17 protein-coding genes are annotated in these 15,478 nt (G+C 70.6%); 6 read left to right on the top strand and 11 right to left on the bottom strand.

Annotated elements, in window-relative coordinates:
• Positions 1-21 precede the first annotated feature (21 nt).
• The 4 genes from ACFW9O_RS24375 to ACFW9O_RS24360 all read right to left on the bottom strand — a co-directional run bounded on the left by ACFW9O_RS24375 (position 22) and on the right by ACFW9O_RS24360 (position 3,015).
• Positions 22-627 (bottom strand): MarC family protein, encoded by a 606-nt coding sequence (locus ACFW9O_RS24375; protein WP_329207670.1) that lies wholly within the window; start codon positions 625-627, stop codon positions 22-24.
• A gap of 123 nt (positions 628-750) precedes the next feature.
• Positions 751-1,617 (bottom strand): PHP domain-containing protein, encoded by an 867-nt coding sequence (locus tag ACFW9O_RS24370; protein WP_384612096.1) that lies wholly within the window; start codon positions 1,615-1,617, stop codon positions 751-753.
• Between the two features lie 89 nt (positions 1,618-1,706).
• Positions 1,707-2,351: a DUF6758 family protein gene (locus ACFW9O_RS24365; protein WP_351167884.1), complete on the bottom strand. Its 645-nt coding sequence runs from the start codon at positions 2,349-2,351 to the stop codon at positions 1,707-1,709.
• 79 nt (positions 2,352-2,430) lie between these two features.
• On the bottom strand, positions 2,431-3,015 hold the full coding sequence (locus ACFW9O_RS24360; RefSeq protein WP_351167882.1) for a suppressor of fused domain protein: 585 nt from the start codon (positions 3,013-3,015) through the stop codon (positions 2,431-2,433).
• A gap of 408 nt (positions 3,016-3,423) precedes the next feature.
• Here ACFW9O_RS24360 and ACFW9O_RS24355 point away from each other — a divergent pair, with 408 nt between their 5' ends.
• Together ACFW9O_RS24355 and ACFW9O_RS24350 are read left to right on the top strand one after the other, a co-directional pair.
• On the top strand, positions 3,424-4,539 hold the full coding sequence (locus ACFW9O_RS24355; protein WP_351167880.1) for a magnesium and cobalt transport protein CorA: 1,116 nt from the start codon (positions 3,424-3,426) through the stop codon (positions 4,537-4,539).
• 12 nt (positions 4,540-4,551) lie between these two features.
• Positions 4,552-5,070, top strand: a complete 519-nt coding sequence (locus ACFW9O_RS24350; RefSeq protein ID WP_351167878.1) for a hypothetical protein — start codon at positions 4,552-4,554, stop codon at positions 5,068-5,070.
• A 42-nt stretch (positions 5,071-5,112) separates the two neighbouring features.
• Here ACFW9O_RS24350 and ACFW9O_RS24345 read toward each other — a convergent pair whose 3' ends face one another.
• Positions 5,113-5,877, bottom strand: a complete 765-nt coding sequence (locus ACFW9O_RS24345) for a hypothetical protein (protein ID WP_384612094.1) — start codon at positions 5,875-5,877, stop codon at positions 5,113-5,115.
• A 174-nt stretch (positions 5,878-6,051) separates the two neighbouring features.
• On the opposite strand from ACFW9O_RS24345, the gene ACFW9O_RS24340 reads away from it, so the two are divergent.
• Genes ACFW9O_RS24340 through ACFW9O_RS24330 form a run of 3 tightly spaced genes read left to right on the top strand, consistent with a single transcriptional unit; the run spans position 6,052 to position 9,052 of the window.
• On the top strand, positions 6,052-7,326 hold the full coding sequence (locus ACFW9O_RS24340; RefSeq protein ID WP_351167972.1) for a magnesium transporter MgtE N-terminal domain-containing protein: 1,275 nt from the start codon (positions 6,052-6,054) through the stop codon (positions 7,324-7,326).
• Positions 7,316-7,876, top strand: a complete 561-nt coding sequence (locus ACFW9O_RS24335) for a DUF1003 domain-containing protein (RefSeq protein ID WP_351167874.1) — start codon at positions 7,316-7,318, stop codon at positions 7,874-7,876. The genes ACFW9O_RS24340 and ACFW9O_RS24335 overlap by 11 nt, the downstream gene beginning before the upstream one ends.
• Before the next feature lie 42 nt (positions 7,877-7,918).
• Positions 7,919-9,052 (top strand): Mrp/NBP35 family ATP-binding protein, encoded by a 1,134-nt coding sequence (locus ACFW9O_RS24330; RefSeq protein WP_329207687.1) that lies wholly within the window; start codon positions 7,919-7,921, stop codon positions 9,050-9,052.
• Between the two features lie 109 nt (positions 9,053-9,161).
• Here ACFW9O_RS24330 and ACFW9O_RS24325 read toward each other — a convergent pair whose 3' ends face one another.
• The 5 genes from ACFW9O_RS24325 to sigE all read right to left on the bottom strand — a co-directional run bounded on the left by ACFW9O_RS24325 (position 9,162) and on the right by sigE (position 14,142).
• The gene (locus ACFW9O_RS24325) at positions 9,162-9,824 is read right to left on the bottom strand and encodes a hypothetical protein (protein ID WP_329207688.1); all 663 of its coding nucleotides are present in this window, start codon (positions 9,822-9,824) and stop codon (positions 9,162-9,164) included.
• A 126-nt stretch (positions 9,825-9,950) separates the two neighbouring features.
• Entirely contained in the window at positions 9,951-10,424 is a 474-nt protein-coding gene (locus ACFW9O_RS24320) for a sec-independent translocase (RefSeq protein ID WP_384612091.1), read from the bottom strand.
• A 120-nt stretch (positions 10,425-10,544) separates the two neighbouring features.
• Complete coding sequence (locus ACFW9O_RS24315) at positions 10,545-12,329, bottom strand: S1C family serine protease (protein ID WP_384612335.1); 1,785 nt, start codon at positions 12,327-12,329, stop codon at positions 10,545-10,547.
• Between the two features lie 89 nt (positions 12,330-12,418).
• Entirely contained in the window at positions 12,419-13,384 is a 966-nt protein-coding gene (locus tag ACFW9O_RS24310) for an anti-sigma factor family protein (RefSeq protein WP_384612089.1), read from the bottom strand.
• Positions 13,381-14,142: an RNA polymerase sigma factor SigE gene (gene sigE / locus ACFW9O_RS24305; protein WP_329207695.1), complete on the bottom strand. Its 762-nt coding sequence runs from the start codon at positions 14,140-14,142 to the stop codon at positions 13,381-13,383. Before sigE ends, ACFW9O_RS24310 begins: the two co-directional genes overlap by 4 nt.
• Positions 14,143-14,321: 179 nt before the next feature.
• Here sigE and ACFW9O_RS24300 point away from each other — a divergent pair, with 179 nt between their 5' ends.
• The gene (locus ACFW9O_RS24300; protein WP_351167867.1) at positions 14,322-14,987 is read left to right on the top strand and encodes an O-methyltransferase; all 666 of its coding nucleotides are present in this window, start codon (positions 14,322-14,324) and stop codon (positions 14,985-14,987) included.
• 84 nt (positions 14,988-15,071) lie between these two features.
• Here the strand turns inward: ACFW9O_RS24300 and ACFW9O_RS24295 are convergent, their stop codons facing one another.
• Positions 15,072-15,239, bottom strand: a complete 168-nt coding sequence (locus tag ACFW9O_RS24295; protein WP_003966491.1) for a DUF3117 domain-containing protein — start codon at positions 15,237-15,239, stop codon at positions 15,072-15,074.
• Positions 15,240-15,478 lie beyond the last annotated feature (239 nt).

The following is a 15,478-nucleotide window of genomic DNA, read 5'->3' as shown; positions in this document are numbered from 1 at the left end:
GCGCTGTGCTGTCCGGGGGTGTCAGGAGTTCTGGATGACCTGGGTGACCCCGTTGATGATCTGCTGGACGGCGATGGCCGAGAGCATCATTCCGGCGAGCCGGGTCACGAGGACCACTCCGCCGTCCTTGATCACACGGATGATCAGCAGCGAGTAGCGCATGGTCACCCAGAGCACGACGTGCATGGCGATGATCGCCGACCAGACCGAGAGCTGGCCGGCCGCGTCGTCCGCGTGCTGCACCGCCAGGATCACCGACACGATGGCGCCGGGCCCGGCGAGCAGCGGCATTCCCAGCGGGACGAGAGCCACGTTGACGTCCTTGGTCTGCGTCGGCTCGTCCGTCTTGCCGGTGAGCAGGTCCAGCGCGATCAGCAGCAGGAGCAGTCCGCCCGCGATCATCAGCGCAGGGACGGAGACGTGCAGGTAGTCGAGGATCTGCTGACCGAGCAGACCGAAGACGGCGATCACCCCGAAGGCGACCGCGACCGCCTGCAGAGCCATCCTGCGCTGCACCTTGGCGGGGCGGCCCGCGGTGAGGGCCAGGAAGATCGGGGTGATTCCGGGGGGATCCATGATCACAAAAAGGGTGAGAAAGAGGGATCCGAAGACAGCGACGTCGAACACAGTGAGCCTTGCGAGAGAAGAGCGGGCCGAACAGAGGTGCGCATGTCCGGGGCCGCGAGGGCGGCCGGACGCTGCGAGGGGCGGTATGGGTGCCGCCGGAAACAGGAGTGAGGAACGGGAGCGTTACGCCCGGCGGGGTCCACCGGCTCCCGGCACCGGGAAGGCTCCCGTGGCGCGCCGGGTGATCTCGCCGTAGATCTCCGGATCGGTGGTGTACTCCCCGAGCCGTACGGTCTTACGGGTGCCGTGGTAATCGCTGGACCCGGTGGGCAGCAGCCCCAGGTCGCCCGCGAGGCCACGCAGCCGGGCCCTGGTGGGCTCGTCGTGGTCCATGTGGTCCACCTCGATGCCGTCGAGCCCCGCGGCCGCCAGACGGGCGATCGCCGCCTCGGGCACCACGTCGCCACGCTTGACGGCGAGCGGGTGCGCGAAGACCGTGACGCCGCCCGCGGCCTTGACCAGCCGGATCGCGTCGAACGGGTCGAGTTCGTGCTTCTCCGCGTAGGCACGTCCGCCGTTGGCGAGCCAGGCCGGAGTGAAGGCGTCGGAGACCGTGTCGACGACGCCGAGGTCCACCAGCGCGGTGGCGATGTGGGGACGGCCGACGGAGCCGTCCCCGGCGATCCGCGCGACCTGCTCCCAGGTGACCGGTACGCCGAGTTCCCTGAGCTTGGCCACCATCGTCTGCGCGCGCGGCACCCGGTCGTCCCGCACGAGCTCGCGCTCGCGCGCCAGTTCGGGCTCCGCGGGATCGAAGAGGTACGCCAGCATGTGCAGGCCGATGCCGTCGACGCGGCAGGAGAGTTCGGCGCCGGTGACGAGCGTGAGGCCCTCGGGAAGGGCCGCGACCGCTTCCGCGTGGCCGCCCACCGTGTCGTGGTCGGTGAGGGCGACGACGTCCAGGCCCGCCGCCGCGGCGCCGCGCACCAGTTCGGCGGGAGTGTCCGTGCCGTCCGACGCGGTGGAGTGGGTGTGCAGATCGATGCGCACGACGCGTACTCCAGGGCGGGCTGCGGACAGGGGACGGTCAAGGATAACCGCCGGGTACGGTGCGCCCGGCCCCGTCGCCGCGGCCCCGGTCAGGGCCGCGTGAGCAGCCGGGGCGTGAGTGCCCCGCACGGAAGGAGGTCCACCTCGGCGCCGGCGTCGCGCAGATCGGTCAGCACCAGTTCGTCGTACATCATGAGGCCGGACTGTTCGGGCCAGACGATCGCCCAGAGCCACAGACCGCGTGCCTCGCCCGCGAAGACCGCCCGGTCGTCCGGGGCGTCCTTGACGTGCCAGAGCGGGGTGGGACGCCCTGCGGCGAGCACCTTGGCGTCCGGGGCACCCTCGACACCGAATCCGGCTCCGGGGTCCAGGCCGTCGATGCCCGCGTAGCGCGCGCCGAGTCCGACGCCGAGCTCCTCGGCGACGAGCAGCAGCTCCCCCATGCCTCCGAGCGGACCGGGTCCGGAGCAGGCCACCGCGGTCGCCCGGCCGCCGCTGCGGTCGTCACCGGCGTACGCCACGCCCGTGAACAGCCAGCCGACCGGGAGCGGCCACGGCATCCACACCGGCACCTGCGATCGGTGCACCACCACGCCCAACGCCTCGACACTGGGTGGGATCACCGGCTGCATCGGGTGCACCTGGCCGTGCACAGGGCACTGCCAGGAATCGGCGAACAGACCGGGCGCCCTGACCCGGCCACCGCACTTCGGGCAACTGGGTTCGCCCCTCATAGGGCCCAACGGTCCTCCCCGGTCGTCGCCGCGTCAAGGACGATCACCCGTCCGCAGCGCGGCGACCCGGTGGACCCGGTCAGTCCAGGGGTACCGAGGAACGCAGCGGGTCACGCAGATCCGTCCCCTGGGACAGCCAGCGCTCCTGCAGTTCCTGGGCCCCCCTGACCCGCTTCCAGGCCGCCTCGTTGTGGGTCATCGGCAGCAGCGGCAGGAAGCGCACCGGGTCCATCGGCTCGTCCAGCTCCAGGTCCTCGACCAGGCCGCCCGGCTCGGCGACGAGCACGGAGCTGAACGGCGCCCCGGACCACAGCGGTTGACCGAGGTCCAGCGACGCGCCCGGGGTCACGATCAGTCCCTCGACCTGCGGGGAGGCGGCCAGCACGGCGAGCGGCCGCAGCACCTGGTCCGTGTCGGCGAGGCCGGCCCGTACCGAGAGGACCAGTTCCGCGCGCGGGCCCTTCACAGGGTCGGCGAGGGGCGAGGTGGGGTCGGCCATCGGCTGTCCGGACATGCCGAGCGTGGCGTAGCGCACCACGTCGCCGTCGATGAAGCGGAGCACCTCGATACGGTCCGTGCCGAGGAACGTCACATCGGCGCGTGCGTCCGGTTCGCCCAGGGCCGTACGGAGCCGGGCCTCGACCAGAGCAAGAATTTCTCCCATGCCGCGAGCATAGAACGCGTTTCGAACGGGCAAAGGTACGGATTGGCCCCGGGGTGGCTGATAGCCTGGGCCGTCGGCCGGGACAGCACGCAGAAGCGTTGCTCTCAGTCCCGGTACATGTGATCCCCCACGGGGGACCGGCCGGAGGAGGTGGGGCTGCGGTGGATCCAAGTCGACCGTGCAGTACCAACCGTTCTTCCGCACGACGCCTACCTTCTGTGATCTGACGCCCTCCCAGGACGTCCTCGCGGCAGTTCGCGCAACGGAAGAGCCCCTCGTTTTTGCCTGTCTGTAGCGAACGCCGTCATCGCGCCTGCGCGGTGCCGCCCGCTTTGCGGACGTGAGCGCACGTCCCCATTCCGGGCTGTTCCACGCCCCCGCCGACGGCCCTCCGTGAAGGAGCCAGCCTTGTCGATGATCCGCGACCTGCGCGCCGCCGTGCGCCCGTCCCTGCGCAAGAGCAACACGCCGTACAACAGCTACGACACCACCCGCGACCCGACCGTCTCCAGCGCTGTCGTCGACTGCGCGGTCTACCGGGGCGGACGCCGGCTCGCGGCCGACGCCTGCCAGACCCCGCACGAGGCGATGCTGCGCGTGCGCGAGGAAGGCGGATTCGCCTGGATCGGCCTGCACGAGCCGACCGAGGAGGAATTCGCCGGTATCGCGCGGGAGTTCGGTCTCCACCCGCTCGCCGTCGAGGACGCCGTCCACGCCCACCAGCGACCCAAGCTGGAGCGGTACGACGACACGCTGTTCACCGTCTTCAAGACCATCCACTACGTCGAGCACGCCGAACTGACCGCGACCAGCGAGGTCGTCGAGACCGGTGAGGTGATGTGCTTCACCGGGCGGGACTTCGTCATCACCGTCCGGCACGGCGGACAGGGCTCGCTGCGCGCCCTGCGCCACCGGCTCCAGGACGATCCGGAGCTGCTCGCCAAGGGCCCGTCCGCCGTGCTGCACTCCATCGCCGACCATGTGGTCGACGGGTACATCGCGGTGGCCTCTTCGGTGCAGGACGACATCGACGAGGTCGAGATCGATGTGTTCTCCACCCCGGCGAAGGGCGGTCCGCGCGGTTCGGACGCGGGCCGGATCTACCAGCTGAAGCGCGAGGTGCTGGAGTTCAAGCGTGCCGTGTCGCCGCTGCTGCGGCCCATGCAGCTGCTGAGCGAGCGTCCGATGCGGCTGATCGATCCCGACATCCAGAAGTACTTCCGCGATGTCGCCGACCACCTCGCCCGCGTGCACGAGGAGGTCATCGGCTTCGACGAGCTGCTCAACTCGATCCTTCAGGCCAATCTGGCGCAGGCGACGGTGACGCAGAACGAGGACATGCGCAAGATCACGTCCTGGGCCGCCATCATCGCCGTACCGACGATGATCTGCGGCGTGTACGGCATGAACTTCGATCACATGCCGGAGTTGCAGTGGACGTACGGCTATCCGGTGGTGATGGGCGTCATCGGAATCGTCTGCTTCACCATCCACCGCAGCCTCAAGCGCAACGGCTGGCTCTAATAGAGTTCGGGCATGACTGCTGCTGACGTGTTGCTGGGCCGGGCTCTCGTCGAAGAGGCCACCAAGAAGTCCGGCCTGATCTGGGTGCGGGGCACCGGCCCCGCCCGGGCCCTGTGGCACGTCTGGCACGAGGCCGCGGCCGTGCTCGTCGGCGACGGGCCCGGGGAGCAGCCGCTCCCCGGGGGCCTGGTGGACGGCGGCGCCGCCGAAGTGACCGTGCGCAGCAAGGACAAGGGCGGCAGGCTCGTCGCCTGGACCGCGGCGGTCGCCGTGCTGGAACCGCACTCCGAGGAGTGGGAGGCGGCGGTCGCCGAGCTCAAGGGCAAGCGGCTGAACGCACCGGACGCCGAACAGATGACCGAGCGGTGGGCGCGTGAGTGCCGGGTGGTACGGCTGACGCCGGGCGCCTCCCGTACGGAGCTGCCGGACGGCTCCCTGGCCGCTGCCCCGCTGCCCACCGGGGCGACCACGCGACGGCCCGCGCCCGCAGCGCTTCCCCGGCTCCTGCTCAAGCGCCGCAGGAAGAGCTGACCGGCCGCCGGCCCCCGGGCCGGGCAGGCCCGCGGACCGCGCTCAGCCGGAGGACTTGGGGAGCTGGCCGCCGTAGTCGACGGTGGCGCTCTCCGGCGGCGCCTCCAGCGTGAAGGCCTTGCCCCAGTCGGCGAGGGTGACGATGCCGCCGCCCCCGCCACGCGCCACGCGCAGCGGGTACGGGGTGCCCTCCAGGGAGACGTCGAGTGCGCCGCCCTCACCCTTTCCGCCCATGATCTGCACGGTGCGTACCCCGCCGATGGTGTCGCGGTCGCCCTTGTTGATCTTCCCGTGCAGTGCGAGCACTCCGTCGAGCAGGATCTTCTTCTCGGTGAAGCCGCGCAGTTGCTTGTACGTCGGGTCGTCCTGCGGGACCTTCACGTACTTGCCCTGCAGCTTGTCGGCGGCGGCCTGGTCGCCCTCGTTGTCGCCGTCGCCCGTGTCCTCGTGGTTCCAGAAGCCGGCGTCTGCCTTGAGGAAGAGCTCGTCACCGATCCGCAGCAGCGCGAACCTGCTCTGCTCCGAGGTGACAGATCCGGTGCCGCCATCGGCGCTGAGCTGCATGTTCAGGGTGTACGTGCCCCCTTTGCTGACCAGCTTTCCGGCGAGCCGCACCGCGTCCGCGGCATCCGCCGCCGCCCGTGCCTTCTGATCGATCCGGGCCGCGGTCAGCTTGCCGACGCCGTTGGTCCCCTTGTCCGGGTCCTCTCCGGCGCAGGCCGTGAGCGCGGCCGTCAGGCCCGCACAGAGCACCACGGCGAGAGCGGTCCGGCGATGGGCCCGGACGGCCGGGGCGGAAGAGGTCACGGGCGCACTGCCTCTCGTCTGTGTGTCGGGGGGTGGCAGACGGCAGCGTACCTGTGCCGCGTACGCCATTCGGCAGTGCGCCGTACGGACGGGTCCACCGGCGCACACCGTCGCGGTACGGGCTAGCCTGATCACGCAAAGGAGGGCGTGAGGGACTTCAGGGAGGCGCACACGATGGCAGCAGGCGCTCCCCGTGTCTTCGTCTCGCACCTCTCCGGTGTGCCGGTCTTCGACCCCAACGGCGACCAGGTCGGCCGTGTCCGCGATCTGGTGGCCATGCTGCGCGTCGGCGGCAAACCGCCGCGGCTGCTCGGGATGGTCGTCGAAGTGGTGAGCCGGCGGCGGATCTTCCTGCCGATGATCCGGGTGACGGGCGTCGAGTCGGGCCAGGTGATCACCACCGGAGTGGTCAACATGCGGCGCTTCGAGCAGCGCCCGACCGAGCGACTCGTTCTCGGCGAGATCCTTGACCGGCGGGTGCACCTGGTCGAAACCGACGAGGAGGTCACCGTCCTCGATGTCGCGATCCAGCAGCTGCCGGCCCGCCGCGACTGGGAGATCGACAAGTTCTTCGTACGCAAGGGGCGCGGCGGCGCGCTGCGCCGCAAGGGCGAGACGCTGACCGTGGAGTGGTCGGCGATCAGCGGCTTCTCGCTGGACGAGGACGGCCAGGGTGCCGAGAGCCTGGTCGCCACCTTCGAACGGCTGCGTCCGACGGATGTCGCCAACGCCCTGCACCACCTGTCGCCCAAACGCCGGGCCGAGGTCGCCGCGGCCCTGGACGACGACCGGCTCGCGGACGTCCTGGAGGAGCTCCCCGAGGACGACCAGGTGGAGATCCTCGGCAAGCTCAAGGAGGACCGCGCGGCGGACGTCCTGGAGGCGATGGACCCGGACGACGCGGCCGACCTGCTCTCGGAGCTGCCGGAGGCGGACAAGGAACGGCTGCTGGCGCTGATGCGGCCGGACGACGCCGCCGACGTACGGCGCCTGATGTCGTACGAGGAGCGGACCGCGGGCGGTCTGATGACGACCGAGCCGATCATCCTGCGGCCCGACGCGACGGTCGCGGACGCGCTGGCCAGGGTCCGGCAGCAGGACCTCTCCCCGGCGCTGGCCGCGCAGGTGTACGTCTGCAGGGCACCGGACGAGACCCCGACCGGCAAGTACCTGGGCACCGTGCACTTCCAGCGGCTGCTGCGCGATCCGCCGTTCACACTGGTCAGCTCGCTCGTCGACAGCGATCTCGTACCGCTGACGCCGGACACCCCGCTGTCGGCCGTGACCAGTTTCCTGGCCGCGTACAACATGGTCTCCGTTCCCGTGGTGGACGAGACCGGGTCGCTGCTGGGCGCGGTGACCGTCGACGACGTGCTCGACCACCTGCTGCCCGAGGACTGGCGCGAGACGGACTTCCAGGGCGAGGAGGGGATCGTCGGTGACCGGTGAGGACCGTCCCAGAGCCGGATCGACCGGCTCGTCGGGCATCGTGCGCCCCCCGCGGCCCCGGCTCGACCAGCCCAAGGCCCAGCGGCGCCGGCTGCTGCCGGAGTACGACCCCGAGGCGTTCGGCCGCTTCTCCGAGCGCATCGCCCGGTTCCTGGGTACGGGACGGTTCATCGTCTGGATGACGCTGATCATCATCCTGTGGGTGGTGTGGAACATCTTCGCGCCGGAGAAGTTCCGGTTCGATCAGTACCCGTTCATCTTCCTGACCCTGATGCTGTCCCTCCAGGCCTCGTACGCGGCCCCGCTGATCCTCCTCGCGCAGAACCGCCAGGACGACCGCGACCGGGTGACCCACGAGCAGGACCGCAAGCAGAACGAGCGGTCGATCGCGGACACCGAGTACCTCACCCGCGAGATCGCGGCGCTCAGGATGGGTCTCGGCGAGGTCGCCACCCGGGACTGGATCCGCTCGGAGCTGGAGGCCATGGTGAAGGACATGGAGGAGCGCCGGGTCCTCCTTCAGGTCGAGAGTGACGAAGGCGACCGCTGAGGGGCTACCCGCGCGTAGGCACCGGCGCCGTACCATCGTCCTATGGCTACGGAAGACGCGGTGCGTGAAGCACTGGCGACAGTGAACGACCCGGAGATCCACCGACCGATCACCGAGCTGGGCATGGTGAAATCGGTCGAAATCGATCCTGACGGTGTGGTCGCTGTCACCGTGTACCTCACGGTCTCCGGCTGCCCGATGCGAGAGACGATCACCAAGAACGTGACCGACGCGGTGGCCCGTGTCGAGGGTGTGTCACGGGTCGAGGTCACTCTTGACGTGATGAGCGACGAACAGCGCAAGGAGCTCGCCTCCTCGCTGCGCGGCGGCACGGCGGAGCGTGAGGTGCCGTTCGCCAAGCCCGGGTCGCTGACCCGGGTCTACGCGGTCGCGTCCGGCAAGGGCGGCGTCGGCAAGTCCTCGGTGACGGTGAACCTCGCCGCGGCGATGGCGGCGGACGGACTCAAGGTCGGCGTCGTGGACGCGGACATCTACGGCCACAGCGTGCCCCGGATGCTCGGCGTGGACGGCAAGCCCACCCAGGTCGAGAACATGATCATGCCGCCGTCGGCGCACGGCGTGAAGGTGATCTCCATCGGCATGTTCACCCCGGGCAACGCCCCGGTGGTGTGGCGCGGGCCCATGCTGCACCGCGCCCTGCAGCAGTTCCTCGCCGATGTGTACTGGGGTGACCTGGACGTCCTGCTGCTCGACCTGCCGCCGGGCACCGGTGACATCGCGATCTCCGTGGCACAGCTCGTGCCGAATGCCGAGATCCTCGTCGTCACGACCCCCCAGCAGGCCGCGGCCGAGGTCGCCGAGCGGGCCGGCTCCATCGCCGTGCAGACCCACCAGAAGATCGTCGGCGTCGTCGAGAACATGTCGGGGATGCCGTGCCCGCACTGCGACGAGATCGTCGACGTGTTCGGCTCGGGCGGCGGCCAGCGGGTCGCCGAGGGGCTGACGAAGACGGTGGGCGCCGAGGTACCGGTCCTTGGCACCATCCCGATCGACGTGCGCCTGCGCGAGGGCGGCGACGAGGGCAAGCCCGTCGTGCTGTCCGACCCGGACTCCGCGGCCGGCGCCGCGCTGCGGTCCATCGCGGAGAAGCTGAGCGGCCGTCAGCGCGGCCTGTCCGGCATGTCGCTGGGGCTCACCCCGCGCAACAAGTTCTGAGCGTTCCACGGGTAAGGGGCGGCACCTCCTCGGAGGTGCCGCCCCTTACCGCTGTCGCCCTACGGCTGTCCGCTCGACGCCGCGCGTCCGCTCGACGCGTCGCGCTCGCTCAGTTGTCGTACGCGGCGATGTCGCCGACCACGGCGAAGCCCAGGCCGTAGGCGCTCATCCCGCGTCCGTACGCGCCGATGTGGACCCCGTCCGGCGCCGAACCCGCCAGCACCCAGCCGAACTCGGACTCGCGGTAGTGGAACTCCACCGGCACGCCGTCCACCGGCAGGGAGAGCGTCGACCACGGCGCCTCGCCCAGGTCGTCGGCGAGTTCGAACGCGGTCTCGGTCTGCTGGTTCAGCCATTCGTTGCGCAGGGTGTGGTCCATCTGCGGGGGCCATGTGTAGGCCAGCAGACCGGAGCCCGCCAGCCAGGCCGCCGAGGATACGGTGGTGGCGTCCAGCACCCCGGTGCCGTCACCACTGCGCCGTACCGGACTGCTGGCCACCGTCACGACCACCGCGAAGCGAGCCTTCTCGGCACCCGCGTCGGCCCGCACCACCGGCTCCTCGCCGTGCCCGGTGGAACCGTGCTGCACGGTGCCGTCAGCCGAGGCGGTGACCTGCATCAGCCAGCGCGGACCGGTGAAGGCCCCGTCCAGCCCGTACCAGGGGAACGGCGCCTTGAGATAGCCGTCGACAGTACGCCGGGTCGCCGGCACCCCCTCTGCGGTGACTGCGCTGGGCGCGTCTTCCGCCCCTACCCGACTCGTCGTCTCCATCTGTCCGGCCGCCTCCTCGATCTTTCACTGATCCGGAGCGGCCCTCCCCCCGTGGGCATGGGCAACCTCGCAACCGGACAGATGGAGAATAGCCATACCGTCCGGACGAGTCGGGATTGACGGGTCTCAGGTGGCGTCTGCGTCGAACGGCGGACGCTCGTCCTTGGCAGGCTGAGCGGGCTTCTTGAGCAGATCGGGCGCGGAGCCGCCGGCCGACGCGCCGACGGCGGACGCTGCCGCAGCACCGGCGCCGGATGCGGATGACGCACTCTCACGGCCGTTCACCGCGTCGGTGACGTCGGCCATTTCCTTGCGCAGGTCGAAGCTCTCGCGGATGTCCTTGAGCCCCAGGTCGTCGTTGCCGTCCATGAGCTGCTTGCGGACGAAGGTCTTGGGGTTGAGATCCTCGAACTCGAAGTCCTTGAACTGCGGGCCGAGCTCCGAGCGGATGTCTTCCTTGGCGCTGTCCGAGAACTCACGGATCTTGCGGATGGTCCGCGTGACGTCCTGGATGACCTTCGGCAGTTTCTCCGGACCGAATACGAGCACGGCAAGAACCACGAGCGTCAGGAGCTCGAGTGCGCCTATGTCATTGAACACCTTGCTGCTCCTCGTGTTCTCTGCGTGTTCTCCGCGGTTCTCCGCCACCAGGTCGTCAGGGGCCCGGACCGGCTCCACGGTACCCGGCGAAGCTGTCCGGGCGGTACCTGCCGGTGGCTGTCAGGTGCCGCTCGCCGAGCCGAGCGTCAAGGTCATGGACAGCTCTTTGCCATCCCGGGTCAGCCGGAGGCCGAGCCGGTCGCCCGGCCGGTGGGCACGGATCTTGACGATCAGTTCCTCGCCGCTGTGCACGCGCCCGCCCTCCACCTCGGTGATGATGTCGCCCGGCTTGATGCCGGCCTTGTCGGCGGGGCCGTCCGCGGTGACCGCGGACCCGCCGTCGGCGCCCTTCCCTCCGACCTTGGCTCCGTCGCCGGTGAACTTCATGTCCAGCGTGACGCCGATCACCGGGTGGGTGGCCTTGCCCGTGTTGATCAGCTCCTCGGCGACGCGCTTGCCCTGGTTGATCGGTATCGCGAAGCCGAGGCCGATGGAGCCGGACTGCCCGCCGTCGAGGCCGGAGCCGCTGTCGGCGCCGCGGATGGCGCTGTTGATGCCGATGACGTGGGCCTCGGAGTCGACGAGCGGGCCGCCCGAGTTGCCGGGGTTGATCGGGGCGTCGGTCTGCAGGGCGTCGACATAGCTGACGTCCGAGCCGTCGCCCTTCTCGCCGCCCGCGGTGATGGGCCGCTGCTTGGCGCTGATGATGCCGGACGTGACCGTGTTGGACAGGTCGAAGGGGGCGCCGATGGCCACCACGGGATCGCCGACCTGCACGTTGTCGGAGTTCCCGAGGGGCAGGGGCTTGAGGCCCGAGACACCGGTCACCTTGACGACCGCCAGGTCGTAGCCGCTGTCCTTGCCGACTATCTCGGCGGGCGCGGTCTCTCCTCCGCTGAAGGTGACGGTGATGTCCCCGTTGGAACCCGCGGGGGCGACCACGTGGTTGTTGGTGAGGATGTGGCCCTTTTTGTCGAGTACGAAGCCGGTGCCCGTACCGGACTCGGCGGATCCGCTGACGTGCAGGGTCACCACGCTGGGCAGGGCGCTGGACGCGATGCCCGCGACACTGTCGGGCGCCCTGCCTCCGCTGTCCCGGCCGGCCTGCGGGAGCTCGACCGTGGTCAGGCCTCCGTTGCGCTCGGCATAGGCGCCGATGCCACCGCCGATCCCGCCGGCGACGAGAGCGAGCAGCGCGGCACCGATCAGCGCGGATCCACGGCGCCGCCTGCGGGGCTGCGGGTCGGCCCCGAGGGGCGGGCCGGCGTGGGTGAGTGGCTGCTGGGGCGCACCCCATGGGTCGTAGCGCAGCCACTGGGAGATCTGGGGCTGGAGCTCGTGCTGAGCGGGGTGGGGTTGCTGCGGGGGCGGGGTGGGGCCGTGGTGATGCTGCTGCGGCACCGCATGCGGCTGGGGCGCGGCTGCGTACGCCCCACCGGCGCCCTGGGCGGCAGGGGCCGGGGCGTGGACGGGTACCGGTGCCGCTGCGTGGACGGCCGTCCCTTGCCCGTTCGTCCCCGCGTAGGGCGGGGGTACGGGAGTGCCGTGCGCCGGGGTCGGCACCGGGCGCTGCACGGGCGGTGCGGGCGCCCACGGCCCCGGACCTCCGTAGGGCGGGGTGCTGTACTCGTCGGGCGCGTGCAGGGGCTGTGCACGGGGGGCGGGCGGCTCGACGGGCACGGGCGGCTCGGCGAGCGGAGGCGCGGGCGGCTCGGCGGCCGCGGGGGCGGGCCGGGTTACCGCTTCGGCCGCCGGCTCCGCTGCCGGTGCCGCCCCGTGGACCGAGGTGTCCTCGGCCGCGTCCGCGACGGACGCGGAGTCCTCCGGCCCGGCAGGGACAGCACGTCCCGTCGAGGGACGGCTCCACCACTTCGCCTTCGGCCCGCTGGGCTTTCCGTCGTCCATGCTCTCCCCGCAACTGGCCTCTGCACGCCCCATGGGGGCGTCCCTCCCGGAATTCAACCAGGTTTGCGAATCCGTGCGCAGGGTCCCGGTCAGCGCAGGGGAGAAAGCGGCATCGCGTGGTCACGGAGCTGAGGCGCGGCCGTGGCCGTGAGCGCCGCCGGCTTCGGGTCCGCTCCCCCGCCGAGCGTGGCCGAGAACAGCGGTCCGGCATCGGTCGGGCGTATCAGCGGCGGCACGGTCACGTTCAGCACCGGGTACGCGTACGAGTGCCCGCTCAGCATCGTGGTGCTGAGCAGGGACGGCGCGGCGGCGAGCACCGGCCTGGCGGACGAGGACGGGGTGAGGTGCGAGGGCGTGACGGTGGCCCGGCCGTCGCCGACCGCGAGAGCACCGCCGCCACCGCGGCTCGCCGCAGCACTGGCACTGCCGGTCCGTACGTCGGCGTCGAGCGGCGTCACGCTGCTTCCCGCGCCCTCCGCGCTGAGCGGCGCGTCAGGACCCTGGTCCAGCGGCAGGGCGCCGCCGAGCGCAATGGCGGCGAGCGAGACGGCACTTGCCGCGGCGAACGCGAAGCGCCGGGCACGCCACGGCGAACGGTCGGCCTCGCGGCCCACGTCATGGATGCGGAAGGTCGGGCCGCCCGGCAGCACGGCGGTGGAGCCGTGCGCGGTGGGGAGGTAGCCGAATCCGTCCAGCGGTGAGGACCCGGAGGTCGTTCCCGGGCGTCCGCCGGGGTGCTGCAGTTCGGGGAAGAGTCCCTCCCCGAAGCGCCGTCCACCGCCGAAGGGGCGGCTCGGGCCGTCGTCGTCACTCCCGGGGCCCCCGGGAAGGCCCTGCAGGCGCGCCAGGAACCCCTCGGAGGGCGAGGGAGGAGTGGCGGTCGCGAAGGCGCTCTTCAGCCGCCGCTGGGCGTCGGCCTCGGCCTTGCACCTGGAACAGGTCGCCAGGTGGGCGAGGACCCGCTCCCGGGCGTCGTGTTTGAGCTCGCCGTCGACGAGCGCGGCGAGCCGGTCCCCCAGATGCTGCTCCGCGGGGGTGGGACCTGTGGCACTCACGCCGTTCCGCCCTCCCCTGCCAGGACCGCGTCCGCCAGCGAACGCTGCTCTGCACGGGCTTCCGGCGAACGGTGCTGCAGGGCCTTGCGCAGGTGCGAGCGGCCGCGGTGGATACGGCTGCGCACGGTGCCGAGCTTCACGCCGAGCGTGGCGGCGATCTCCTCGTACGAGAGGCCCTCGATGTCGCAGAGCACGACCGCGGCACGGAACTCGGGCGCGAGGGTGTCCAGCGCCTGCTGGACGTCCGCGTCGAAGTGGGTGTCGTTGAAGACCTGCTGCGGGGACGGCTCCCGGCTCGGCAGCCGCTCCGCGGCGTCGTCGCCCAGGGAGTCGAAACGGATCCGCTGCTTGCGGCGGACCATGTCCAGGAAGAGATTCGTCGTGATCCGGTGCAGCCAGCCCTCGAAGGTGCCGGGCGTGTACGTCGACAGCGATCGGAAGACACGGACGAAGACCTCCTGGGTGAGGTCCTCGGCGTCGTGCTGGTTTCCTGTCAGCCGGTAGGCAAGGCGGTACACGCGACCGCTGTGCGTGCTGACGATCTCTTCCCATGAGGGCGGGGTCCACGCCTGAGAGTCCGCATCTGAGGCGAAGGTCGCGGTCGGTGCGGAATCGTTGGAAGAACGGTCAGCAATGTTGGTCACGGATTTCGGCTCACCAGCCGACCTGAGAAAGCGCCGCAGCACTCCTCCCCGATCCACAGGCGCAGCCGCACCTCCCCTATCGGCTCTGGTGGTGTCCAGTGGAGCCCCTACCATAGCCACCTCGCCCGTTAGCTCCGGATAAGCCTTTTTACCTGCTGACGCCCGGGCCTCCCCCGGGAAGAGGGGCCATGTTCCGGGCCCGCCGGGCGGGTCCGATCCGTGCGTTTTCCCCTGCCTCTACCTAACGCCCGGTCCCATCTGCGGGTTCCCGGCTCCAGCGGATACAGTCACCGTTGCGCCAACTACGGGGACAGGAGAGGGTCATTACCGCCAACCGGCAGGCAAGCTGGGCGTTCGCCGACGCCTTTGTCGCCGAGGACGCAGCTCTGCGCTGGGCCCGTGACCGGGCCCACGAGGCAGGGCTCCGCTCGGTGTCCCCAGGCACCGGAGCTGCGCTGCGCCTGCTCGCTGCCGCCGCGGATGCTAAGGCGGTGGCCGAAATCGGCACCGGTACGGGCGTGTCAGGCATCTATCTGCTGCACGGGATGCGTCCGGACGGCGTACTGACCACCGTCGATCCGGAACCGGAGCGCCAGCAGTTCGCGCGCGAGGCGTTCCGGGCTGCGGGTTTTGCCACGAACCGGGCGCGGTTCATCCCCGGGCGCGCCCTCGACGTACTGCCGCGACTCGCCGACGGCGGCTACGACCTTGTTTTCTGCGACGGTGACCGGCTGGAGAGCCTGGACTGCCTCGCTGAATCGTTGCGCCTGCTGCGTCCCGGCGGTGTCGTCTGCTTCGAAGGCGTCTTCGCGGACGGCCGCACCATCGATTCCGCCGCCCAGCCGGCCGAGGTGCTGCGCCTGCGTGAGCTGCTGCGCGCGGTGCGGGAGAGCCAGGAGCTGATGGCGACCCTGCTGCCGGTGGGCGACGGCCTGCTGTGCGCGGTGCGGCGCGGCTGAGACCGCGCCACCTGATCCGTGACGCACCACTGCCCCGGCACCGAATCGGTGCCGGGGCAGTGGTGAAGTGTGGGCGCGTCTACGTCAGCCGACGACCTTCTTCAGGGCATCGCCGAGTGCATCGGCCTCGTCCGGAGTCAGCTCGACGACAAGCCGACCGCCGCCTTCGAGCGGAACGCGCATGACAATGCCCCGCCCCTCCTTTGTCACCTCGAGCGGGCCGTCGCCCGTCCGCGGCTTCATGGCCGCCATGCTCGTTCCCCTTCCTGAAACCAGCTCATCCCAACCGGCGGCCCCATGACAGGCGCTGCCTCACCGGCGTCGAACACATTGCTTCCTTCGCATTATCCCGCATCGGAGACCCCGATGACCAACATCGGTCTGCATCGCTTGCGCAACGCACTCTCTCAAAACCACCTATTTCGGCGATCCGGCTGCGATACTGCGCCGCCACCGGCCCTCAGCCGAGAGCCAATTGTTAGACGCAGGTC

It is taken from the genome of Streptomyces sp. NPDC059499, assembly GCF_042749285.1.
Classification (GTDB): domain Bacteria; phylum Actinomycetota; class Actinomycetes; order Streptomycetales; family Streptomycetaceae; genus Streptomyces.
This window is presented reverse-complemented; position numbering and strand designations above follow the sequence as displayed.